This window comes from Leptolyngbya sp. NIES-2104 (assembly GCF_001485215.1).
Lineage (GTDB): Bacteria > Cyanobacteriota > Cyanobacteriia > Leptolyngbyales > Leptolyngbyaceae > Leptolyngbya.
Map to the genome: position 1 here is coordinate 2,090,383 of NZ_BBWW01000001.1, position 20,778 is coordinate 2,111,160.

General features: G+C 47.7%; 23 protein-coding genes. 7 read left to right on the forward strand and 16 right to left on the reverse strand.

Annotated elements, in window-relative coordinates; translation table 11 throughout:
• Positions 1-17 precede the first annotated feature (17 nt).
• On the reverse strand, positions 18-1,283 hold the full coding sequence (locus NIES2104_RS09665; RefSeq protein ID WP_058998012.1) for an NB-ARC domain-containing protein: 1,266 nt from the start codon (positions 1,281-1,283) through the stop codon (positions 18-20).
• A 177-nt stretch (positions 1,284-1,460) separates the two neighbouring features.
• On the opposite strand from NIES2104_RS09665, the gene NIES2104_RS09670 reads away from it, so the two are divergent.
• Entirely contained in the window at positions 1,461-2,786 is a 1,326-nt protein-coding gene (locus NIES2104_RS09670; protein ID WP_058998014.1) for a hypothetical protein, read from the forward strand.
• Positions 2,787-2,879: 93 nt separating this feature from the next.
• A complete protein-coding gene (locus tag NIES2104_RS09675; protein ID WP_058998016.1) occupies positions 2,880-3,854 on the forward strand; it encodes a glutathione S-transferase family protein in 975 nt (324 codons plus the stop codon).
• Here the strand turns inward: NIES2104_RS09675 and NIES2104_RS09680 are convergent.
• The gene (locus NIES2104_RS09680) at positions 3,845-4,429 is read right to left on the reverse strand and encodes a DUF99 family protein (RefSeq protein WP_058998019.1); all 585 of its coding nucleotides are present in this window, start codon (positions 4,427-4,429) and stop codon (positions 3,845-3,847) included. The two genes, NIES2104_RS09675 and NIES2104_RS09680, sit on opposite strands and share 10 nt — an antisense overlap.
• Before the next feature lie 151 nt (positions 4,430-4,580).
• Entirely contained in the window at positions 4,581-5,228 is a 648-nt protein-coding gene (locus tag NIES2104_RS09685; protein ID WP_058998021.1) for a DUF2996 domain-containing protein, read from the reverse strand.
• A gap of 78 nt (positions 5,229-5,306) precedes the next feature.
• Here NIES2104_RS09685 and NIES2104_RS09690 point away from each other — a divergent pair, with 78 nt between their 5' ends.
• A complete protein-coding gene (locus NIES2104_RS09690; protein WP_058998023.1) occupies positions 5,307-6,131 on the forward strand; it encodes an alpha/beta fold hydrolase in 825 nt (274 codons plus the stop codon).
• A 70-nt stretch (positions 6,132-6,201) separates the two neighbouring features.
• On the opposite strand, the gene NIES2104_RS09695 is transcribed toward NIES2104_RS09690, so the two are convergent.
• The 6 genes from NIES2104_RS09695 to carA form a co-directional block, all read right to left on the reverse strand.
• On the reverse strand, positions 6,202-6,471 hold the full coding sequence (locus NIES2104_RS09695) for a DUF1816 domain-containing protein (RefSeq protein ID WP_304608003.1): 270 nt from the start codon (positions 6,469-6,471) through the stop codon (positions 6,202-6,204).
• A 170-nt stretch (positions 6,472-6,641) separates the two neighbouring features.
• Positions 6,642-7,526 (reverse strand): 23S rRNA (guanosine(2251)-2'-O)-methyltransferase RlmB, encoded by an 885-nt coding sequence (rlmB, locus tag NIES2104_RS32650; protein WP_082689955.1) that lies wholly within the window; start codon positions 7,524-7,526, stop codon positions 6,642-6,644.
• A complete protein-coding gene (locus NIES2104_RS32655; RefSeq protein WP_058998027.1) occupies positions 7,502-8,305 on the reverse strand; it encodes a hypothetical protein in 804 nt (267 codons plus the stop codon). Before NIES2104_RS32655 ends, rlmB begins: the two co-directional genes overlap by 25 nt.
• A 101-nt stretch (positions 8,306-8,406) precedes the next feature.
• The gene (locus tag NIES2104_RS09710) at positions 8,407-8,802 is read right to left on the reverse strand and encodes a Mini-ribonuclease 3 (protein WP_263970937.1); all 396 of its coding nucleotides are present in this window, start codon (positions 8,800-8,802) and stop codon (positions 8,407-8,409) included.
• A gap of 347 nt (positions 8,803-9,149) precedes the next feature.
• Positions 9,150-9,521, reverse strand: a complete 372-nt coding sequence (locus NIES2104_RS09715; protein ID WP_058998029.1) for an STAS domain-containing protein — start codon at positions 9,519-9,521, stop codon at positions 9,150-9,152.
• Between the two features lie 72 nt (positions 9,522-9,593).
• Positions 9,594-10,727 (reverse strand): glutamine-hydrolyzing carbamoyl-phosphate synthase small subunit, encoded by a 1,134-nt coding sequence (carA, locus tag NIES2104_RS09720; RefSeq protein ID WP_263970938.1) that lies wholly within the window; start codon positions 10,725-10,727, stop codon positions 9,594-9,596.
• A 131-nt stretch (positions 10,728-10,858) separates the two neighbouring features.
• Between carA and NIES2104_RS09725 the strand changes: the two genes are divergently transcribed.
• The gene (locus tag NIES2104_RS09725) at positions 10,859-11,701 is read left to right on the forward strand and encodes a TIGR02281 family clan AA aspartic protease (protein ID WP_058998031.1); all 843 of its coding nucleotides are present in this window, start codon (positions 10,859-10,861) and stop codon (positions 11,699-11,701) included.
• 459 nt (positions 11,702-12,160) lie between these two features.
• On the opposite strand, the gene NIES2104_RS09730 is transcribed toward NIES2104_RS09725, so the two are convergent.
• The 4 genes from NIES2104_RS09730 to NIES2104_RS09745 all read right to left on the reverse strand — a co-directional run bounded on the left by NIES2104_RS09730 (position 12,161) and on the right by NIES2104_RS09745 (position 14,252).
• On the reverse strand, positions 12,161-12,370 hold the full coding sequence (locus NIES2104_RS09730; protein WP_058998033.1) for a hypothetical protein: 210 nt from the start codon (positions 12,368-12,370) through the stop codon (positions 12,161-12,163).
• Positions 12,371-12,432: 62 nt separating this feature from the next.
• Positions 12,433-12,915, reverse strand: a complete 483-nt coding sequence (locus NIES2104_RS09735; protein WP_058998035.1) for a CAAD domain-containing protein — start codon at positions 12,913-12,915, stop codon at positions 12,433-12,435.
• A gap of 11 nt (positions 12,916-12,926) precedes the next feature.
• The gene (locus tag NIES2104_RS09740) at positions 12,927-13,364 is read right to left on the reverse strand and encodes a DUF2382 domain-containing protein (protein ID WP_058998036.1); all 438 of its coding nucleotides are present in this window, start codon (positions 13,362-13,364) and stop codon (positions 12,927-12,929) included.
• A gap of 63 nt (positions 13,365-13,427) precedes the next feature.
• The gene (locus tag NIES2104_RS09745) at positions 13,428-14,252 is read right to left on the reverse strand and encodes a DUF2382 domain-containing protein (RefSeq protein ID WP_058998037.1); all 825 of its coding nucleotides are present in this window, start codon (positions 14,250-14,252) and stop codon (positions 13,428-13,430) included.
• 166 nt (positions 14,253-14,418) lie between these two features.
• Here NIES2104_RS09745 and NIES2104_RS09750 point away from each other — a divergent pair, with 166 nt between their 5' ends.
• Positions 14,419-14,997, forward strand: coding sequence for a Uma2 family endonuclease (locus NIES2104_RS09750; protein WP_058998038.1), 579 nt, complete (start codon positions 14,419-14,421; stop codon positions 14,995-14,997).
• Here NIES2104_RS09750 and NIES2104_RS09755 read toward each other — a convergent pair.
• The 3 genes from NIES2104_RS09755 to NIES2104_RS09765 form a co-directional block, all read right to left on the reverse strand.
• Positions 14,994-16,376, reverse strand: coding sequence for a HEAT repeat domain-containing protein (locus NIES2104_RS09755; RefSeq protein ID WP_063270204.1), 1,383 nt, complete (start codon positions 16,374-16,376; stop codon positions 14,994-14,996). The two genes, NIES2104_RS09750 and NIES2104_RS09755, sit on opposite strands and share 4 nt — an antisense overlap.
• A gap of 48 nt (positions 16,377-16,424) precedes the next feature.
• Entirely contained in the window at positions 16,425-16,664 is a 240-nt protein-coding gene (locus NIES2104_RS09760) for a hypothetical protein (protein WP_058998039.1), read from the reverse strand.
• Positions 16,665-16,739: 75 nt separating this feature from the next.
• Positions 16,740-17,114 (reverse strand): ubiquinol-cytochrome c reductase iron-sulfur subunit, encoded by a 375-nt coding sequence (locus tag NIES2104_RS09765; protein ID WP_202815043.1) that lies wholly within the window; start codon positions 17,112-17,114, stop codon positions 16,740-16,742.
• Between the two features lie 289 nt (positions 17,115-17,403).
• On the opposite strand from NIES2104_RS09765, the gene NIES2104_RS09770 reads away from it, so the two are divergent.
• Positions 17,404-19,353, forward strand: coding sequence for a ferredoxin--nitrite reductase (locus tag NIES2104_RS09770; protein WP_058998041.1), 1,950 nt, complete (start codon positions 17,404-17,406; stop codon positions 19,351-19,353).
• Between the two features lie 84 nt (positions 19,354-19,437).
• Complete coding sequence (locus tag NIES2104_RS09775; RefSeq protein WP_058998042.1) at positions 19,438-20,769, forward strand: CmpA/NrtA family ABC transporter substrate-binding protein; 1,332 nt, start codon at positions 19,438-19,440, stop codon at positions 20,767-20,769.
• The last annotated feature ends 9 nt before the right edge of the window (positions 20,770-20,778 follow it).

The window sequence follows — 20,778 nt, forward strand, 5'->3', positions numbered from 1 at the left end:
GTGAAATAGAGGGATTACTATCGTAAGCGATCGTGTGATTGAGTCATCTTTAAATGTCTTCGTACCACTTCTAGAATCATCGGTTGCAGTGTGTATAAAACGTCATGCCCCTCGATCACTTTCTCGATCAGCGATCGTCGTCCTAAGCGATCGAGTCCTTCGATCAAACTTCCTTGTCCTTGTAATTCATCTTGTAATTCTCGCTGTGATAGCGGTTCTGATTGTGCGAGTAATCGTAAGATCGTTCGCTCGAATTCTGTGAGCGTCTGAATTTGTTGAATCAATGCTTGCTGCATCAGTTCTGAAACGTAGATGTCGGAATGTTCCAGAAACTTGTGAACTTGACCTTGAAACAGATCCCGCACGATCGGACAAACTAACTTGAGCGCGAGTGGATTGCCGCTATAGCGATCGACTAATTTTTGTCCAATCTCCGGTTCAAATCTCAATCGTCCATCTTCTATGATCTTGCAGCCTGATTCTGAATCCAGACCGATTAGAACTTGTGAAACGGCTTGTTCGCGCATCAATGCTGTAAAGTCTGGTGGACGTTCACGAGTGGTGACAAGAATGCAGCTTTGATGATGAGTTTGTCCTAGGTCTTGTAGAGTGCGAATCAAATGTTGATAATTCACTCGATCGCCTTGATCTGGATTCACTTCATCGAGAACAATTAACAGTTTAGAATTCGCTAAATCTTGCCGCAAAATTTGAGTTAACCGCGTCAGATCCTGTGGAAACGATCGAGGAGTTTCAGACAAAGTATGCAGCAGATTTAGTAACAATTGTTCGATCGGTAAACGGTGATCAAATTGCACCCAAATTCGTCGATCGAATAAAGGTTGTACTTGCTCAACGAGCTTAACCGCGATCGAAGTTTTTCCAATTCCAACGGCTCCATACAAAATCACAAATTGATACTTGAGCAATAACGCTGTGAGATGCTTTAGTTCGTCGCTGCGACCATAGAAGTTTTGAAGCAATGGCATCAAGCTCAAATCATCGCGAGAGGCTTTTGGATCGGGAACTTCTGCGATCGTTTTCCAATCGAGTTCAAGCACTTCACAGTAAACCTGAAACGTACGGCGATGAATGCGACGACTGGCATAAACAAATCGCTTCCAGGTCGTTTCAGAAACGCCTTTTGCATAATCGCCGCGTGAACTTCCGAGCCGTTGACTTGCAGCCATCAGTGCCCGTTCATCGGTCATATTCCAGTTTCGGGCTTCAATGACCTGTCTAATTTGTTGTTTTCCTGTTTCCGAAGCTCGTAATCCGACCATGATGATTCGCACCAATTTGGGTCTATTTTACACTGACCCAAAAGTGACCCGATTGCAGAAACCCGCCAACCATCGGGGCTTGAACAATTTGCAAAAGTGACCCAAATTCCGATCTAGTAAGACCCGAAATGAATTGATTACGATGCTGCTCAACAAGGCTGCTACTGGACAACAGAAATGAGCGCATCAAACTACTGGACTCTATTCCGTTTAAGTGCTTCTGGTCGAGCAATTCCAAAACTGATGCTATCGGCAAAATCGTTTTTCCAAAAACAATTTGCTAACCATCAAGATACTCGATCGATTCAATCTCAACTGCTTGCTTTGAGTCAAAGTTCGGATCAAACTGTGGCTGATCTCGCTTTACTCTGTCTGCGGTGCTATGTTTCTTATCAAATTGTTTCGAGTTGTCTGCGATTAGTCGATCGATTTGGCGATCGTCATTCGTTCAAGCTATCTGATATTCTCCCGCTAGTTCTCCACGATCAAGGACAAGCCAAACTCCGCGAAAAAACGCTACCGTTTGAAATTCTGCGATCGTTCCAGCCCGAAAAAGGCAGTTTATCGACTTGGACTGCTCGATTTGTTCAACAATATCCGGCTCTGACTCGGTTTTTGGCTGAACAAGGATTGCTTCTCATCAGTAATTGGGCGCTATTGAATGACACAACAGAGAAGCAACTTTGCCGAATGCTGAGCGAAATTTATCTTTTATCGCCGCGAGAAATCGATCGCTCGATCTCACTTTTGAAGGCTTATCACGCGGTCTATCGCGACGATCCAACGCGGTCGGGTCGCTGCATTCCACCCTCGATCGCGCAATTAAGAGCGATCGCTCAATCTTTGGGTTCCTCTGATTCGCTTGATGGCTTAATGTCGCGCCTGAATCGACTCGGAAACTACGTTCGACAGTATCGGGTGTGGTGCCGCCGAGGATCAGTGCTGACTTGTCCGCTCGATTCTGTCGTGATTCCGCAAATGGCGATCGAGAAACAAGTCTGCCCGTTAGAAACTCGCTTCTTACGCCGTTATCGTCAAGCGCTAGTGACCGAGTTAGATGCAGTAATCTTGGATATTTTGACCACTCGAATTCAGAAGATGCACGAAGTCGCGGCTGAACACTTTTTGTTGTCGCTGTATGGCTTGTACTGTGAGCAGAAAACGATGAGACAGATTGCACTTGAACTGGGTTTACCGGGACAGTATCGAGTCGTGCGACTACTGCAATTGTCGAAACTACGATCGACGATTCAAGCCCAATTAATCGATCGATTGAAGCTACGGCTTGCACCTTTCTTGCCGACGACTGGAATTGATCTCGATCGAGTGTTGCAAGAAGAACTTGAACCCTTATTCAAGCTAGATTCACAGTACTTACAGACTCCAGTATCGTTTCGATCTTCAGAGTCACGCAGTGTGTTCACGTTGAGAATGGAGCATTGTTTGGAAAAACTAGTTACTGGGAGAAGAAACCCGCTAGTAACAATGGTACAAGCAGGATAGCGATCGCGACCACTAACAAAGTTCCAGCATCGACATCAATCACGTTTTTGGGTTTATTGTTCATAATTTGAGGTAGTGTGCTGGTCTTATCCTATGCCCCCGAAACTGATCATTCAACTCGGTCGCTTCATCTGGACAACCCTGTGGCGGATTATGATGTCTAAACTGGCTCCGCGTGATGCGTCTGGTGCCTATATTCGCCCAGAAAGTCAGTTTCGCGATCGCATTGGTTCACAGACTTATCCAGCAGCTTCAGGACGCTATAAGTTGTTTGTGGGAATGAGTTGCCCCTGGGCGCATCGAACATTAGTAACACGAGCACTAAAAGGATTGGAGAACACGATCGAGAAGTCGATCGTGTCTCCCTCTCCCGAAAATGGCGGTTGGATTCTCGACCAGCCTGAATTTGGCTGTACAACGTTGGCAGAACTCTATCGATTAGCGAAACCGGAGTACAAAGAACGATCGACTGTTCCGGTGTTGTGGGACTGCGAGACAAATACGATCGTTAATAATGAAAGCTCTGAAATCATTGTAATGCTTAATCGTGAATTTAACGAATTCGCAGCACATCCAGAACTTGATTTATACCCAGATTTATTACGAGATGAAATCGATCGTTGGAACCTGAAAACCTATAACTCAGTGAACAATGGCGTGTATCGTTGCGGATTTGCTCAAACACAAGCCGCTTACGAATCAGCCTGCAATGAATTATTTTCGATGTTAGATACGATCGACAAAACGCTAGAAAACAATCGTTATCTCTGCGGTGATACGCTAACACTCGCTGATATCAGACTGTTCACAACGCTATTTCGCTTTGATGCTGCGTACTATGGCATTTTCAAATGTAGTCGTCGCCGCATTCAAGATTATGAAAACTTAGGCGCTTATGTGCGGGATATTTATCAGCTTCCGGGTGTAGCAGACACTTGTGATTTACAAGCAGTCAAACGAGACTACTACGGTAATTTATTTCCACTAAATCCAGGGGGAATTATCCCGATCGATAGCGACTCCCAGAACTTACTCGCACCCCACAATCGAGATAAAATTTACGCCTGACGACCACTCTCACCATTCATTACTGCTGAAGCGATTAAGTGAGCCAGCCTCAACGCTTCGGGAACATGACCGCGATCGGTTAATCGTGCCAACACTCGTGCAGTCGTTTCCGGTGTCGCTCCCTGCACTTGAAATACAAATGGCGGCGATTGATAAATTTCTCCAGCTTTAGCGATCAGCGCTAATCGGCGTTCGGGTTCGGGCAATCGTCTGAGTGCAAATTCGACTTTTTCTAAATTTGGATAGCGTCGCATCACACTCACACAAGGACGCTCGATCGCATCAGACAATGCAGGCAAATCGACCACATTAAAGCCACCGAGCGAAATGCCATCGAGTAAAACAATGTGAGCTTGAGGAAGAAATTTACTGTTTAAGAGCATGTTCGCGATCGTTTCGGTCGCATCCCAGCCATCGGGTTCGATCTGCCCCCACAACATCCCTTCAAATCGAGTCCCCGCACAGACAATTCCAGCGATCGACACGGGTTTTCCTGCTTTGCGAATGAACGGAGCATCATCAAACCCGATCGCCCGGATCAATCGATGCTGTTCTAATAATGCTTCTAGCTCCATTGCGCTCTATTTCAGCCCACTTCGCCTTTATACCTAACATCTCTACCCAATGGTTGCGCGATCGACCCCTCCCCAATGGAAATTTCGCCAATTCGCAAACAAAACGCCCCCAATCGCACATTCACGATCGAGGGCGTTCTTCGTTTTCAATCTAATTCAACGCCAGCCACTTCTGACCATTCAACCGCTGAACGGCTCCAAACACCAGCAAATCCAATGACACTTTTCGTTCATCAATCAGAAAAGATTCCATTGTGCTCAAACGATCGCCCTCTGCACACGCAAACCCTTTTAAACCATTGATGTTTTCATCAAAGAAATAGATATTGAACTCGCGCAATTGTTTATAGCTCGGTTGCCATTTTCCAATCACTTGCCAGCATTCCGGCGCTTGGTCGTATCCCTTGATCGGAATCTTGCGCTTCTCGAAATGCAGCTCTAGCGATCGCGTTCCCAATTTCTCTAATCCTTGCTTCAGAGCAGGCAGATAATCTTGCTGAATAAAATCACCAAACGGCTTATCCTCAACGCCCGGAGCCTTTGCTTTCTTTTCCTTGGCAGGTTTTAGCGCTTCATCGGTTGGCGTATCTTTCCCAGGTTTACCAGCTTTGGGCTTCGCTGCGTTAGGATTATCTCCATCGTTTACGGCAGTGGGATCAGGCGCATTTGCGGTTGGGATCGTTGTGGCAGTAGGTTCGGATTCACTGCTGATATTTTCCTTAATCACATCGGGCACAGTATCCGTGACCGTGGGTGGGAGTTCCGATTCGCCTTGAGGCTTGGTTTCTTCCGTTGCCATAACACCAGTTTGTTTGCGAGTACTCGCTTCTAATCATAACGAAGAGCGAGTCTCAGGTATCGAGATTTGGAAGTAGAGATGAATCGATTTTCTTTGAAGGTATGGATTGATGGAAGCGGCTATCCGATCGTATGTCTCCACGGGCATCCCGGATCAGGTCGCAGTATGGGCGTTTTTACACAGCATTTATCAAAACGATTTCAAACAGTTGCGCCAGATCTCAGAGGCTATGGTCAATCAAAAACTCGCGAAAATTTCGTCATGCTGGATCACTTGGATGATCTTCAAGGCGTATTGGATAGCTACGGCATCGATCGCGCTTTGATCCTCGGCTGGTCACTCGGTGGAATTGTCGCGCTAGAACTTGCCGCTAGATTTCCTGAAAAAGTCAGCGGTTTAATTCTCATTGGCACGTCTGCGCGTCCGTGGGGTGATCATCCGAAAATTAGCGTTCAGGACAATCTCTACACTGGGATCGCAGCACTGTTAAACATCATCAAACCGGGCTGGAAGTGGAACATTGAGACATTTGGCAAGCGATCGCTTTTCCGCCATCTCATCCAACAACACACGCCAGAAACCTACCGCTACATTGCCAGCGATGCTGTTTATGCCTTTCTCAACACTTCACCCGCAGCCAATCGAGCACTAACGGCGGCACTGAGACAAGGCGCTTATCGAGTTCAAGATTTAGAAAAAATTACTTGTCCAGTCTTGATGTTAGCAGGAGAGCACGATCGACATATCAATGCCTCATCTAGCGTCCACACAGCCGAACAGCTAACGAACTGTGAATGTAAGGTCTATCCGAAGACAGCGCACTTACTGCCGTGGGAAATTCCAAACCAGATGTTAGCGGATGTAGATGAATGGCTCGATCGACATCCTGAAGCTTGGCACTAAATGATCCCCTTCTTTGTAAAAGAACTCCGACCTTTGAGAAAAAATCGGAGTTCTAGAACAAGCTTGAATCTTAGTATTGACCGCTTAGCACACCGTTCATCGGCTTAAACCCCACGTCCGCCTTCTCATCGTAGATGGTCAAATCCGACGGCTTGCACCGCTTAATATTAACCTTAATGCTCGTCGCACCTTCCCGTTCAAGGTCTTCAACATAGCCACCTTGATGAGATTTTGCTTCTTTCTCGCTGAGAAACGGACCGAAATAGTAGACGCATCGGGGGTTCTCTGTGGTCACTTCAGCCCACCAAGCAAAACCGATCGCGCTAAGGAAACTTGTCAAGAGTTCATTCATAAGCTTGCTAATTCAATCAAAGAACTACCTGCAAACAGGAGCGAACATTGTCAGAGCGGAACAGACGATCGCCGCATCATTCAATCTTGCAACAGAATGCTGGGAGATTGTTGTACTTGACGCTCCAAAAATCGGAGTTCAAGTTTCTTTATACTCCGTCACACTTGATTTTTCAATCCGATCGATGTCTTAAATCCGTCCAGGTGAATCGTGTTTTCCCACCGTTGACGGAACACTTCGTACAGTGCCATTCCTGCTGCAACCGAGGCATTGAGGCTGGGCGTAGTGCCATGTAGTGGAATCGAAACCAGTACATCACATCCGCGCTGCGTCATTAATCCTAAACCTTCCCCTTCTGCTCCGATCACCAACACCGAAGCCTTGGCAAATTTGACAGTGTGAACAGGTTGGCTCGATTCGGAAGCGGTGCCATAGATCCAGAATCCAGCGGCTTTGAGGTCTTCCAGGGCACGGGCTAGATTGACGACTCTAGCCACTGGAATTTTTTCGATCGCGCCTGCCGCTACTTTCATCACAGTTGAGGTAACACCCACAGCGCGACGTTGCGGAATCACGATTCCTTGCGCTCCCAAAGCTTCTGCTGTCCGGATGATCGCACCTAAGTTATGAGGATCAGTAATGCTATCTGCAACTACAATCACGGGCTGATCTGTAGCGGCTTTCGCTCGAACAATCAAATCACCAAGATCAGTGTACTCGTAAGCTGCGATTTGTGCTGCGATCCCCTGATGATTTGCGCCGTGTGTGATCTGATCGAGTCGTTTGGGTGTCACTTCGTCGATCACGGTTCCGTTCGCTTTGGCTTGATTAATCAAGGATAAATAGCGGGGATCGTAGTGCAGTTTTTCGGTGATCCAAATTCGATTTAGCGATCGCTCACCTTGCATTGCGGTCAATACCGGATGACGACCATAGATCAGATCGGGTGCTTCGTTGCTTTCAAACGGTTCATCGTGTGCGACAAAATGCCGAGGAATATCAGAGCGCTCTTGTTCAGCTAAGCGATCGAGCTTCGAGTCCATTCGCGAACGATCGAAGCTTCGTCTTTCTCCGTTGTCCCGATCGTAGCTCCGACGCTCTCCATTAAATTCGCCTCTCGGACGATCGAAGTTCCGTTTCTCCCCACGATCGTAGCTCCGCCGCTCCCCACCAAATTCACCTCTGCTGGGACGGTCAAAACTCCGCTTCTCGCCACGATCGAAGCTTCGTTTCTCGCCATTGAATTCGCCTCTTGGACGATCAGAATTTCGCCGCTCTCCGTTAAATTCTCCTCTACTCGGACGATCGAAGCTCCGTTTCTCGCCGTTAAATTCTCCTCTACTCGGACGATCAAAGCTCCGTTTCTCATCGCGATCGTAGCTCCGCCGCTCCCCACCAAATTCGCCTCTCGGACGATCAGAATTTCGCCGCTCTCCGTTAAATTCGCCTCTAGTTGGACGATCGAAGCTCCGTTTTTCGCCATTGTCAGAATTTCGTCGCTCTCCGTTGAACTCGCTTCTAGGACGATCGAAGTTTCGTTTTTCGCCATTGTCACGCTTCTCAAATCGACCCTTTGACTCGGTTCTGGGACGATCGAAGCTTCTTTCTTTGCGCTCGTAGCGTCGTTCACCGTTTGGTTCGGGGCGATCGCGTCTAGCTTCAGAATCGAAACTGCGGCGATCCCCGTCAAAATTCCGTTTTTCAGAAGAGCCTTGAGAATCGCGATCGAAATCACGGCGTTTTGGAGCGCTCGATCGCTTACCTTTGAAATTTGGTTTTTTACCGCCAAAGTCACGATTTGACCGACCTTGTGAGTCGGCATTGCGGTTATTCGGATTAGCCATAGTAATTTTTGTCCTGGTGGAGAGTCGGAAAAACAGGCGAGGCTCGATAGCAATTTTTGCGTTCTACTATCTTGATTTTTTATTGAAGGTTGAGAAACCCTAATAATTCAAACAAACGATCTGGGTCGGTCAGGTAGAGATAACCAATGAGAGCTTCTAGGCTGGTGGCGTTTTGGTAAATTTCGGGGTCAAGTCGTTTTGGGCGATTCACGGCAGCATTTCGACCACGTTTAACGAACTCATGTTCAGACTCGCTTAGATGGGGCATGAGCGATCGTAAATGGGATGCCTGAGTTTCTGCCCTCACTTGTGACACAACTTGTTGATGATAAATCTCAGACCGCTTGGGTGGCAAGAGACAACGCCGTCGAATATACAGTTCGTAAACTGCATCCCCTAAATAGGCGAGTGCAGCCGGAGAAAGCCGCTGGATCTCAGACGAGGAAGGTACAGGCAAAGCCGTAGATATGTCCAAAATCCCTAGCTCATTCGATGAGATCACATTTTCTCCAACTCCGCACAATGTTCAAAGCTTATTTATCCTAGCAGACCACGAAAAAACCGACTATCCGTCGGACAGGACAGCGGTTTCTTCCTGATTGAATTCGACTTAAGAGGGTGTTTGAAAAGTATAAATAGTTCCTTCGCTCCGTTGCGCTCCCGCCCTGAAATGAATTTCGGGCTAATGAGCGGAAAGTCTACTTCAGTAGACTAAGAGCAAGTTTCAGGTTCTTAGTCCATTTTTAATGGACTTGCGCCGATTAGCCCGAAATTCTATTTCAGGGCGGGACCCTGCAATGAACGACACTTTTCAAACATCCTCTAAGCAGATTGAACGTTCTCGATCGCTTGATCCACCGACGGTTGCAGCGCTAAGAATTGCTCTAAGCGAACGAGCTTTACCGTCTGGGTTACACGAGCGTTCGTCACAATCTGGAGTGTCCCTTCGGCTTGCTGCGCTTTTTTGGCAACTTGTACCAATGCGCCCAAGCCAGAACTGTCCACAAAATCGATTTTAGACAGATCTAAAATGACGTGTTTAGGACCATCCTCAACACATTTCGTCAGCACCTTCCGAAAGGTCGGTTCCGAAAAGGCATCGAGTTGCCCTACGAGGCGAAAGAGTTGGTATGTGTTGTCCCTAACTTCGCGTGTGCCTCGAAGACTGACTGTTAGGGTTAGTTGCTCAGGAATAGCCCCCTCCTACCGCGTTGAAATCTAGTTTTTAATTCGACGCTCCAGTATACACCGCTGCAGCCAGATTTGCTATTTTTTGTTTTCGCGCATGGATTTGACGAAATTCTCGAATAGATAATCGGCATCGTGGGGTCCTGGACTCGCTTCTGGATGATACTGCACCGAGAACATGGGAAGCGTTTTGTGGCGCAATCCGGCAACGGTGCGATCGTTCAAATTCAAGTGAGTGATCTCAACGGTAGCATCTGGCAGAGAATCCGCATCGATCGCAAATCCGTGATTTTGACTGGTAATTTCAATCTGTTGCGTCAAACCACAGGGCTGATTCAATCCGCGATGTCCGAATTTCAACTTAAACGTTTCCGCGCCCAGAGATAAGCCGAGAATCTGATGTCCCATACAGATACCAAATACAGGCTTTTCAGCTTGTAAGAGTGCTTTCGTAGTTTCGATGCCCTCAGTCACTGCGGCAGGATCTCCCGGACCGTTTGAGAGAAAAATGCCATCCGGATTGTGTTTGAGAATTTCTTCAGGCGGCGTATTCACCGGAACAACGACCACCCGACAGCCGTAACTTGCCAATCGACGTAGAATATTGCGCTTGATGCCAAAATCGATCGCGACGACCGTAAACTGCTCACCTTCGGTTGGATTCGCGCTAAATTCCCAAATCGTCTCGGTTTTTTCTGACCATTCGTAAGTTTTCGTTGTGCTGACTTCTTGCACCAGGTTCAATCCCGCCATACTCGGAGCGCTTTGAACTTGTTCGAGCAGTTCAGCCGGATCGAGAATCTCAGTCGAAATACCGCCGTTCATCGCACCGATCGATCGCAGTTTTCGCGTTAAGGCACGAGTATCAATCCCGTAAATTCCTAAAAGATTGTGACGTTTTAGATAATCCGGGAGCGATTCAGTCGATCGCCAATTGCTCGGACGTTCACAAATATTTCGCGCAATCACACCCCGGACGTGTGGCGCGTCCGATTCTTCGTCATCCGAATTCACGCCTGTATTTCCCAGTTCGGGGTAAGTAAATGTCACAATCTGACCCCGATAGCTCGGATCGGTCATGACTTCTTGATAACCCGTCATTCCGGTATTAAACACGACTTCTCCGATCGTGGTTCCCGTCGCACCAAACGAATAACCACAATAAGTTGTGCCATCAGCCAGCACAAGTAAGGCAGGTTGAGCAGAGGACATAAACAAGAGCAACTACAAAGATCTCATCATTATTATCACGTCCGTTGCGAGTTGCAAGTGCTCTCTAAGCTTTTGAACAGAATTTGGGGGAACTCTAACAGGGTCGGGATGTACCCTTGGAAGTTGGGATTATGCTCAGATTTGGTGTGCGGGTGATTCTACCGCTGTTAATGGCGACTTCAGCAGCGATCGGAGTCGGTTGTAGTCGAATGCAATCTAGACAAACTCGATCGCCTAATGTGGTTGCTGCTCCGGTTGAATCGAGTCCAACTCCAGCGACGAAACCGACTCAGGAAGATTTTTACCAAGCTGCGCTCGATCGTGCCGCGAGTGCTCGAACGATTAGCCAGTCGGCGCAATCTCCGGAGGATTGGCAATTGGTCGCGAGTCGGTGGAAAAATGCGATCGCATCCCTCAAACAAGTTCCAAAATCCGATCCGAATCACAAACAGGTGAATCAGAAGTTATCTGAATTCAATCAAGCCCTCGAAAAAGCAGAATATCGAGCGGCGAACACCGGAAAAGAAAAAATTGCTGCCCAAGATCCAGGGATTCGCATCGATCGTCGAATGTCGCCCGAAGAAGTAACCTCGATCGCGGCTCAAAGACAACAAGGCATCCGAGTACCGATCAAATACCGAAAAAATCGGATTCCAGTCATCGATGTGACATTCAACGGCAATCAACGCTTTGAAATGATGGTGGATACGGGTGCATCCGCCACGATGATCACAGAAGAAATGGCGCGGCGACTGGGGGCGCGAGTCGTGGGAGAAACTCAGGCGATGACTGCCGCAGGCGTGACGACGGTGCAAATTGCAATAGTGCAATCGATTGCGATCGCGGGTAACACCATTCGAGAGGTTCCGGTGTCGATCGGTCCACTCGATGTAGGGCTACTCGGTCACGATTTCTTTGGCGATTGTTCTATTTCAATCGATCGCGATTACGTAGAGTTCCGTCAATGCACTTGAGCAAGTTTTTGGGAAGTATGGACAGTTTCTTCGCTCCGATTGCTTCCCACCCTGAAATGAATTTCGGGCTAATCGACGAAAGTCTACTGAAGTAGACTCAGAAAGGGGTTTGGGGTCTTAGTCCATTTCCAATGGACTTGCGCCGATTAGCCCGAAATTCTATTTCAGGGCGGGTGTTGCAACAAACGAAAATTGCTTAAATATCCTCTAAGCTTGCGTAGCTGATCGCTTTGTGCGTTGACTGCGACGATACCGAGCCATACATGCCTCTAGATCTGTACAAGATTCAGCATCAACGCTCGAATCTCCCTGACGCTGACACAGTTCGATACAGTGCTCTAGTGATCGAGGCGATTCCCTCCGCTGCATTTCCATCAGTAGCAAAAGCCAGTCTCGAATCATTTTCTTAAATTTGATAAAAATAAATCTCCAACATTGCGGTTGGAGATTCTATTAAACCTAGTTATTCCGATAGTTAGCATCTACCCAACAGCGGGGAAGTGATTCACCAGAGGGGAACACCAAAGAAGTTTTCGAGTACTTCTCTGGATCTTGCTCTTCTTGTCCTGCTTGGTCACGGGCAGGGACTTTATCTTCATTGGGATCAATCAGGAGTTTTACATCGATAATTTCGATTAAGTTTCCTGTTTCTTTTTCTTGTAACAACATACAGCGCTTCCTTAAGACAACGAGATCAGAATAAAAAAACCATCAACGAATCGAAATTCCTCTTAGGACGGAGATTGTTCAGCTCCGATCGCATTCTTAAAGTCATCCACAGCAGGCTGAATCGCATTTTTGAATTCATCCGTAGCAGGCTTCGTTGCGCCGATCACGTCTTGCTTCATTTCTTCCATCGTCTGCGAAAGCTCTTGGCGCGTTTCAGATTTCAACAGATAGCGATTCACAAACCAGACCGTGTAACCCAGTCCAACCAATTCCAACAATCCGCTGACGATCGGTAAGTGAGTCACAAAGCCAATGATTCCAAACACAATATTCAGCGCGAATAAAGCAGCGAGAATTGCACCGAGAATGTACACGATCGGCTTATATTCTTGCCAGAACGTCGAAACGTACTTCATTGGATCGTTAAAGAAATCGTCGATCTGAGCGCGATCGCGTTCCCAAGCTGCCAATCGACGCGCTTCAATGATTTGTTGCTCAGTCGCATCAATCGTTGAGTTTGATTGCAGGTCAATTTGAGTGGTCATAGTAGTGTCCTCTAAGATTTACGACAGCGATCGAACCAAGCTTGATAAGTCTCTTGGTGCTTCGAGTCCTTCAAAGTAATTTCGATACGGATTTCAGCACAGTTATGATCGGGAGTTCTCGCGATCGCATCGAGCAAATCACGCGCCACGTTAGGAGAATGGAACTCACCCGAAACATCTGCCTTGTGTCCGTTCGCGATCGTGCCGTTCGGATAGCGCTCACCAATGTCGAGTTCTGCGATTCGTTCGTAACCCGGTTCAACTCGTTCCACGATCAGCTTTTCTCGCCGCACTGGAACTTCGATCATTCGAGTTTCGATCTCTTTGCGAACGACGATTTCACCAACTTTGCGTTTCTGCGATCGCACAACTAAACGCTCTTCTAGAAGCTGGATTGCTTCTTCGGGAGTCAGTACTTCAGAGGTCAGGGTTTCATCAAGTGGGGTCATAGTGGCAATGAAGGATGAAGAGAAGGATGAAATCAATCTTTCACCCTTCTGATGTACTGAGAATTAGAGCTTTCTTTCTACGACGGGGCTACCATCGACATCGAGATCCAGCTCTTCACGACGGATTTGATCTTCTGCGGTGACGACATCGCGATCGACGACTTTCTTCACCCGCACTTCTTCGCGCACGAACGCTTCTTTCTGAATGTCCGCTACTTCTTCGTAGACTTCCACTCGTGCAACTTCGCCATCATGGAAATCTGCTTCACCCACCGCTACAGGCATTCCACCCGTGACCGGAGTGCGTTCAATCACGACACGCTCTTTCTCGATCGGCACAGAGACACGAGCAGTGTCGGTTTCGATGTGCTTACCGATCGCGACTTCACCTGTTTTCTGGCGGGTCTTGCTGGCGATTAAGCGCTCTTGATAAAGGCGCAGGCTTTGATCATGGTCAAACCCATAGAGATCCGGATCGCGATCGTATCCGTAGCTAGTGCGGTCGTAGCTCATTTCAGGAGCAGCGACACCCGTTGCAGCGGGACGATACACGCCGCGAACTTGCTCTTCGTGCTCGTAATCCACTAAATGATCCGGGTTGTATTCCGGGAGTTGTTCGACTTGAGTTTTGGTGAGGCTATTTGCATAAACTCGACGATCAGCGTAATTAATGCGACCTTGTGCGATCGGCATCAATACTTTCTTGCCGAGAATCCACAGTCCGGTATTGACAACGAGATAGCGGAATGAACCATTATCATCGACTAAAACATCATCGACTGAGCCGATTTTCTCGTCACCTGAGTAGAAATCAAATCCAATGACATCATTGTTATCGAAATGAGTGCGATAGTCAGGATCAAAGTCCTTAATCTTATGAAGAGCCATAGTAGTTATTTCATGTGTACTCACGAATAACTTTCACGATAAAGAGGTTAATTCTTTGCTACATCAGCCTTTTGGAACGGTCGTAGCAAATCAAAAGCAATAGTTTTCAGACTGTCTTAAGAAATAGACTGTGCGAGAATAAATCAAAGCGATCGCAGGATGACTTATGACGCAAGTTTTATCGAAAAATCTCGATCAACGGATTGTCATTCCGGGAACCTGGGAGCACTTCAAGCTGATTCAGAAAGGATTTGAAGAAGCTCCAGGAGCGAGACTGGCTTACTACAAAGGAACGATCGAGATCATTATGCCTGGGGAAAATCACGAATACTTTTCACACATCGTTGGTTATCTACTGACGACCTTTCTGCTGGGCTTGGGAATTGAATTCAAACCAACTGGGGCAAAAGACCAGGAAAAACCAGGAGAAGTCTCTGCTCAAGCTGATCAATCTTATTGTCTTGGTAACTTTAAGCCGATTCCTGACTTATCGATCGAAGTCGTTTTTACCAGCGGCGGTGAGAAGAAACTGGCACGGTATCGCGCTCTTGGTGTTCCTGAAGTGTGGTTTTGGCAAGATGGTGTCTTGAAACTTCATCATCTACGCGAGAACGAATATCAGCGGATTAGTCGTAGTGAACTACCCGGACTTGATCAACTCGATATCAATCTGCTTCAACGCTGCATTCTGATTGCTGAAACCGATTTTGCTCAGGCAGTTCGAGTATTTCAGGAATTGATCTAGAAGTGCCATTCTCGAAGCGCGATCGCAATTCCGCGCCCTAGTTCAGATTCTTCTGGCTCAATCTGCGCTAATCGCTTCAAATGTTGCTCAGCGTCTAGTGTTTTCAGGGCTGAAATCGCATGAAGTCGCACACCGTCATCGGTATCGGCTAACAATGCAACGAGCGCATTGATCGCATCAGGATCGCCCAACTGACCGAGAGAAAGCGCGATCGCTTGTCGAATCCCAACCGATTCAAGCTTCGGCAGTCCATTCAATAAAATCTGTGTGGCTTGAGGTTTCAACTCAACTGAATCAATTCGCCCCAAAGTTTGAACGATTTCGAGTTGCACCATTTCAGGCAGCGAGAGTTGTAACAATGCAGTCTCTAAATAGTTCAAAGCTTCCGGTAACGCAATCCAACCGAGAGCACGAACTAGCTCGATCGCTAAATTTTCCGGCGTGTGTTGAGATTGTAGAACTTCATAGAGTGCAGTTGCGGCTTGCAAAGTTCCGAGTCTTCCCAGTGCGATCGCAGTTTGCCGACACACTTCTAAGTTCAAATCAAGCAACAACGGACGAAGCTGTCCGACCAAGTTTGAACGATCCGAACGAAATCCTAATCCCGTCACCGCTGCAAGTCTGACTTGAACGGCAACATCTTGCAGCGCTGCGATTAAAACAGTCGTAATGTCATCAGAATGGAAACTGCTGAGGGCTTCGATCGCGATCGCTCGAATCTGAACTTCTGGATCACGAATCACTTGCATCAAAAGCGGAACTGTTTCCGATCGTCGAATTTGACCCAATGCCTGAACTGCAAACAATCGGGTCGAATCTTCTTCTAACAATGTTTCGAGCACTGAGACAGCGGTTTTTCCCATGCTGGCTAACACCGAGACTGCCATTGAATTAAGGTCTTCACTCTGGGATGTTTTGAGCAATTCGATTAATGCTTCAATCACACGCGGATGGTTAAAGCTTCCCAGAATCCGAACAGCAAACCATTGAGCTTCAGGATCAGCTTCTTCGTCGTTTAGAAAATCGATCAAAGGCGCGATCGCGTCAATCCCAAAATTCGGAAACAGCTTTGCAATGTCCCATCGATCCTGAAAACTGCCCCACTCTAGAACCTGCATTGCCAAATCGAGCAGGATAGCAGTCGCGTTCGGATCAGAGAACAATTTTGACTGTTCTTCGCTGGTGAGAAGTTGCTGTAAATCCTGACTCAGCCGTCCCCAATCCTGAAGCGTTGCAGCAGTGTTTGCCTGTTCTAAAATCTCGAAATCACTCAGCTTTTGCACGATCGTCGCCCGTTGTTCGTTCTTGAAAATTACTTTGCCACAGAACTGAGCGATCGTGCGAACACAAATTGCAGTCAAAGCATCGATCAATTGCAATCTTTACATTGAAGCGGTAGAGAATTCCTCCCTACCGCCTAAAAAGCCCTACATCTTGCCGTTTTGCATCACTTGTTGAAGATGATGGCGGATTTCTTGAGCCGTTTGCATGTCCGCATCTCTTAACTTGCGAAATAGCTCAGCACAAGGCTGAGATTGTTGCTGTTCGGCATCTTGAATGTAGGTTTCGTATGCTTTTACTGCTTCTGCTTTATTTTGAAGAGCCGTTAGCAAGTCATATTCGAGGTTGCTGAGGGCGCGATCGTTCTGTGTTGCTGCTTGAGTCATGGTCAAATCTCCAGTAATTAGACTTCACTCAACGGTGGATCAATGTCGATCGACCTTCCTCTACCCAAATGGGCATTACCCTAATTTGACCTGAACATTCTGCCCATCCACCTGAACGGGATACGTCGTCAACGCCTTCGTTGCTGGAGCTTTTTGCACCGAGCCATCCACTCCATACGCCGCCCCATGACACGGACAGACGAACAATTTTCGCTCCGCATTCCAAGCCACTAAGCACCCCTGATGTGTACAAGTCGAATTCACGGCGATCAATGTTTTTGAATCAGCCGGATTGCGAATCACCAGAATTGGGGCAGGCGATTCCGTTTGCAAAACGCCTTTCGCATCCAAATCCGCGATCGTGCCCACCGTTTCGAGTCCAGTTGCACTCTTTTGCTGACCCGTACAAGCCGCAAGAAACGCAGTCAGTCCAGCCGGGATTCGACTCATGAGCCAACCCATAGAAGCCCACGATAAAAAGGTTCGACGGTGCATAGTGTTCTCCGATTGCTCTTTGTTCTAAGGTACGCGCTATCTACTATTTCTGGGGGTAGATGACGAAAGCGAATCGCGTCTATGCAGAAACGTCATATTACGAAATATTTTGTAACTATAGATACGAATTTACTCTGGAATCCCAATTACCTTTACTTCATCGGTCAGCGTTACACCGAATCACGGTTGCGAAAAGACCGCTTTTGTGTTCGCTCTGGAACACCTTTATCTATAGGCTCAACCCATGACAGACACCCTCACATCTGCGCCTACCCTGAATAAGTTTGAAAAACTCAAAGCAGAGAAAGATGGTCTTGCGGTGAAAGCAGAGTTAGAGCAGTTTGCTCGGCTCGGCTGGGAAGCAATGGATGAAACCGATCGCGATCATCGCTTGAAGTGGTTGGGCGTGTTCTTCCGTCCGGTCACTCCGGGGAAGTTCATGATGCGGATGCGGATTCCCAATGGAATTCTCACCAGTGGACAAACCCGCGTGCTAGGGGAAATCCTACAGCGTTACGGCGATGACGGCAATGGGGACATCACCACGCGCCAGAATATTCAACTGCGCGGGATTCGGATCGAAGATTTACCCGAAATTTTTCGCAAGTTTGATCAGGCTGGATTGACGAGCATCCAGTCTGGAATGGATAACGTTCGCAACATCACCGGATCGCCTGTCGCGGGCATTGATGCAGATGAGTTGATTGATACACGCGGACTGGTCAGAAAAGTGCAGGATATGATCACGAACAATGGTCGTGGCAATCCGAGCTTTAGCAATCTGCCGCGTAAGTTCAATATTGCGATCGCAGGTTGCCGCGATAATTCCGTTCATGCAGAAATCAACGACATCGCTTTCGTTCCAGCTTACAAAGATGGCACGTTAGGATTCAATGTTCTCGTCGGTGGCTTCTTTTCCGCAAAACGCTGTGATGCGGCGATTCCCTTAAATGCTTGGGTTGATCCGCGTGATGTGGTTGCCGTTTGCGAAGCTATCTTAACTGTATATCGCGATCTAGGATTGAGAGCCAATCGCCAAAAAGCCCGCTTGATGTGGCTAATTGATGAAATGGGCTTAGATCAATTCCGGGAAGCCGTTGAGAAACAGTTAGGCTATGCGTTCATTCCCGCTGCTCCGAAAGATGAAATTCTCTGGGACAAGCGCGATCACATCGGCATTCATGCTCAAAAGCAGCCCGGATTAAACTATGTCGGCTTACACGTTCCGGTTGGGCGAATGTTTGCTCAAGACTTGTTTGATTTGGCTCGAATTGCAGAAGTTTACGGCAGTGGCGAAGTTCGCTTTACCGTTGAACAAAATGTGATCATTCCGAATATTCCAGATTCGAGAGTTTCAGCACTGCTGAGAGAACCACTAGTTAAAAGATTCTCGATCGAGCCTCAAGCTCTTTCTCGCGCTTTAGTCTCTTGCACAGGTTCACAGTTTTGTAACTTTGCTCTGATTGAAACCAAGAATCGGGCAGTCGCGCTGATTCAAGAACTAGAGCAAGATTTGTACTGTCCGAAACCCGTTCGGATTCATTGGACAGGTTGCCCGAACTCTTGTGGACAGCCGCAAGTCGCAGACATCGGACTGATGGGCACGAAAGTTCGCAAGGACGGTCGCACCGTTGAAGGCGTTGACCTTTACATGGGCGGAAAAGTGGGCAAACACGCTGAACTTGGAACCTGTGTGAGAAAGAGCATTCCTTGTGAAGACCTCAAGCCGATTCTGAGCGAAATTTTGACCGAGCAGTTTGGAGCGCGTCCCTGGTCAGACGTGCCAGAGTCGATGCGTCCGGCTCAAGCTGCGTTGATTACCTTAGAGCGTCCCTTAGTTGAAACGCCGAACGGTAAATCGACCCTTCAAGAATTCGAGTATGTGCTGAGTCCGCAGCCCGTTGTAAAAACTGAACCTGTTGTTGCAGCGCCTGCTACTGTGAGTTTTGCTCAGTCTGGAAAAGAAGTGACCTGTACGCAGGCTGATTTCATTCTGGATGTCGCAGATCAAGCAGAAGTTGCGATCGATTCCTCTTGTCGATCGGGCACTTGCGGAAGCTGCAAATGCACATTACTCGAAGGCGAAGTCAGTTACGACGGTGATCCGGATGCCCTCGATGATCTCGATCGAGCTTCTGGAAAAATCCTCACCTGCATCGCTCGTCCCGTGGGTCGCATTGTGATCGATGCCTAACCCTTAAAGTTTGTTCGCTCCCACACCACAGCAACGGCTGTAGTTTCCCTTAACTCCCCAGTACATTTCCCAAAGGACGATTCAATGTCTAATCTCTCACGACGTAAGTTTCTCTTCACCGCTGGTGCAACCGCTGCTGGAGCAGTGGTGGTCAATGGTTGTAGCACTGGACTGAACAAAAGCGCTTCTAGTGGTTCCTCTCCCGCTGCGGCTCCCGCTGTGAATGTGAGTGCAGCTGATGCCCCCGAAACTACGACTGCCAAGCTTGGATTTATTGCACTGACCGATTCGGCTCCGTTGATCATTGCCTTAGAAAAAGGCTACTTTGCTAAGTACGGCATGAAAGATGTGTCCGTGACCAAGCAAACTTCTTGGGCAGTCGTGCGGGATAATTTGGAACTCGGTTCAGACCGGGGCGGAATTGATGGATCGCACATTCTTACCCCGATGCCTTACTTCATAAGCGCAGGTAAGATTACCAAAGGTAACACGCCTGTCCCGATGTACATCTTGGCGCGGTTGAACACGGATGGACAAGGTATCTCGATCTCGAACGACTATGCAGATTTGAAACTTGCAGTCGATAGCACGCCGCTGAAAGCAAAAATCGAAGAGTTGAAAAGTGGAGGCAAAAAGTTCAAAGCTGCGGTGACGTTCCCCGGTGGAAACCATGACTTGTTTATGCGCTACTGGTTATCGGCAGGTGGAATCAATCCTGAAACCGATGTCGATATCGTCGTCGTTCCGCCGCCTCAAATGGTCGCTAACATGGAGACTAAGACGATGGATGCGTTCTGTGTGGGAGAACCCTGGAACGATCGCTTAGTCACTAAGAAGATTGGCTACACCGCGATTACCACGGGCGAATTCTGGAGAAATCACCCAGAGAAATCGTTCGCAATGAGAGCAGATTGGGTCGATAAGAATCCGAAAGCTGCAAAAGCATTGTTGGCAGCCGTGCAAGAAGCTCAAGTCTGGTGCGACAAAGACGAAAACAAAGAAGAAATGTGCAAAATCATTTCGGCTGATAAGTACATCAAAGCTCCGGTGGATGACATTCTCGAACGGGCGAGAGGCACGTTTGATATGGGTAACGGTCGTGTCTTAACCAACAGCGATTTACTCATGAAGTTCTGGCGTGAGAGTGCCTCCTTCCCATTCAAGAGCCACGATACCTGGTTTGTCACTGAAAATATGCGCTGGGGCAAGTTTGATGCCAATACCGATGTCAAAGCATTGGTGGACAAAGTGAATCGATCGGATCTGTGGCAAGACGCTGCAAAACTGATCGGGCAAGAAGCGGCAATTCCGAAAGATACTGCATCGCGTGGAGTTGAAACCTTCTTCGATAAAGTGACTTTCGATGCAGCAAATCCGAAAGCTTACCTGGATAGTTTGAAAATCAAGAAAGCCTAAGTGACTCCG

Excerpts from the sequence above, each read along its gene's own strand:
- NIES2104_RS09735 (WP_058998035.1), bottom strand. The coding sequence starts at position 12,915 with ATGACCACTCAAATTGACCTGCAATCAAACTCAACGATTGATGCGACT.
- NIES2104_RS09665 (WP_058998012.1), bottom strand. The coding sequence starts at position 1,283 with ATGGTCGGATTACGAGCTTCGGAAACAGGAAAACAACAAATTAGACAG.
- NIES2104_RS09680 (WP_058998019.1), bottom strand. The coding sequence starts at position 4,429 with ATGGAGCTAGAAGCATTATTAGAACAGCATCGATTGATCCGGGCGATC.
- NIES2104_RS09775 (WP_058998042.1), top strand. The coding sequence starts at position 19,438 with ATGTCTAATCTCTCACGACGTAAGTTTCTCTTCACCGCTGGTGCAACC.
- NIES2104_RS09685 (WP_058998021.1), bottom strand. The coding sequence starts at position 5,228 with ATGGCAACGGAAGAAACCAAGCCTCAAGGCGAATCGGAACTCCCACCC.
- NIES2104_RS09740 (WP_058998036.1), bottom strand. The coding sequence starts at position 13,364 with ATGACCCCACTTGATGAAACCCTGACCTCTGAAGTACTGACTCCCGAA.
- NIES2104_RS09690 (WP_058998023.1), top strand. The coding sequence starts at position 5,307 with ATGAATCGATTTTCTTTGAAGGTATGGATTGATGGAAGCGGCTATCCG.
- NIES2104_RS09670 (WP_058998014.1), top strand. The coding sequence starts at position 1,461 with ATGAGCGCATCAAACTACTGGACTCTATTCCGTTTAAGTGCTTCTGGT.
- NIES2104_RS09730 (WP_058998033.1), bottom strand. The coding sequence starts at position 12,370 with ATGTTGTTACAAGAAAAAGAAACAGGAAACTTAATCGAAATTATCGAT.
- rlmB (WP_082689955.1), bottom strand. The coding sequence starts at position 7,526 with ATGGACTCGAAGCTCGATCGCTTAGCTGAACAAGAGCGCTCTGATATT.
- NIES2104_RS09760 (WP_058998039.1), bottom strand. The coding sequence starts at position 16,664 with ATGACTCAAGCAGCAACACAGAACGATCGCGCCCTCAGCAACCTCGAA.
- NIES2104_RS09770 (WP_058998041.1), top strand. The coding sequence starts at position 17,404 with ATGACAGACACCCTCACATCTGCGCCTACCCTGAATAAGTTTGAAAAA.
- NIES2104_RS09765 (WP_202815043.1), bottom strand. The coding sequence starts at position 17,114 with ATGAGTCGAATCCCGGCTGGACTGACTGCGTTTCTTGCGGCTTGTACG.
- NIES2104_RS09750 (WP_058998038.1), top strand. The coding sequence starts at position 14,419 with ATGACGCAAGTTTTATCGAAAAATCTCGATCAACGGATTGTCATTCCG.
- NIES2104_RS32655 (WP_058998027.1), bottom strand. The coding sequence starts at position 8,305 with ATGCCGACTCACAAGGTCGGTCAAATCGTGACTTTGGCGGTAAAAAAC.
- carA (WP_263970938.1), bottom strand. The coding sequence starts at position 10,727 with ATGTCCTCTGCTCAACCTGCCTTACTTGTGCTGGCTGATGGCACAACT.
- NIES2104_RS09725 (WP_058998031.1), top strand. The coding sequence starts at position 10,859 with ATGCTCAGATTTGGTGTGCGGGTGATTCTACCGCTGTTAATGGCGACT.
- NIES2104_RS09745 (WP_058998037.1), bottom strand. The coding sequence starts at position 14,252 with ATGGCTCTTCATAAGATTAAGGACTTTGATCCTGACTATCGCACTCAT.
- NIES2104_RS09675 (WP_058998016.1), top strand. The coding sequence starts at position 2,880 with ATGCCCCCGAAACTGATCATTCAACTCGGTCGCTTCATCTGGACAACC.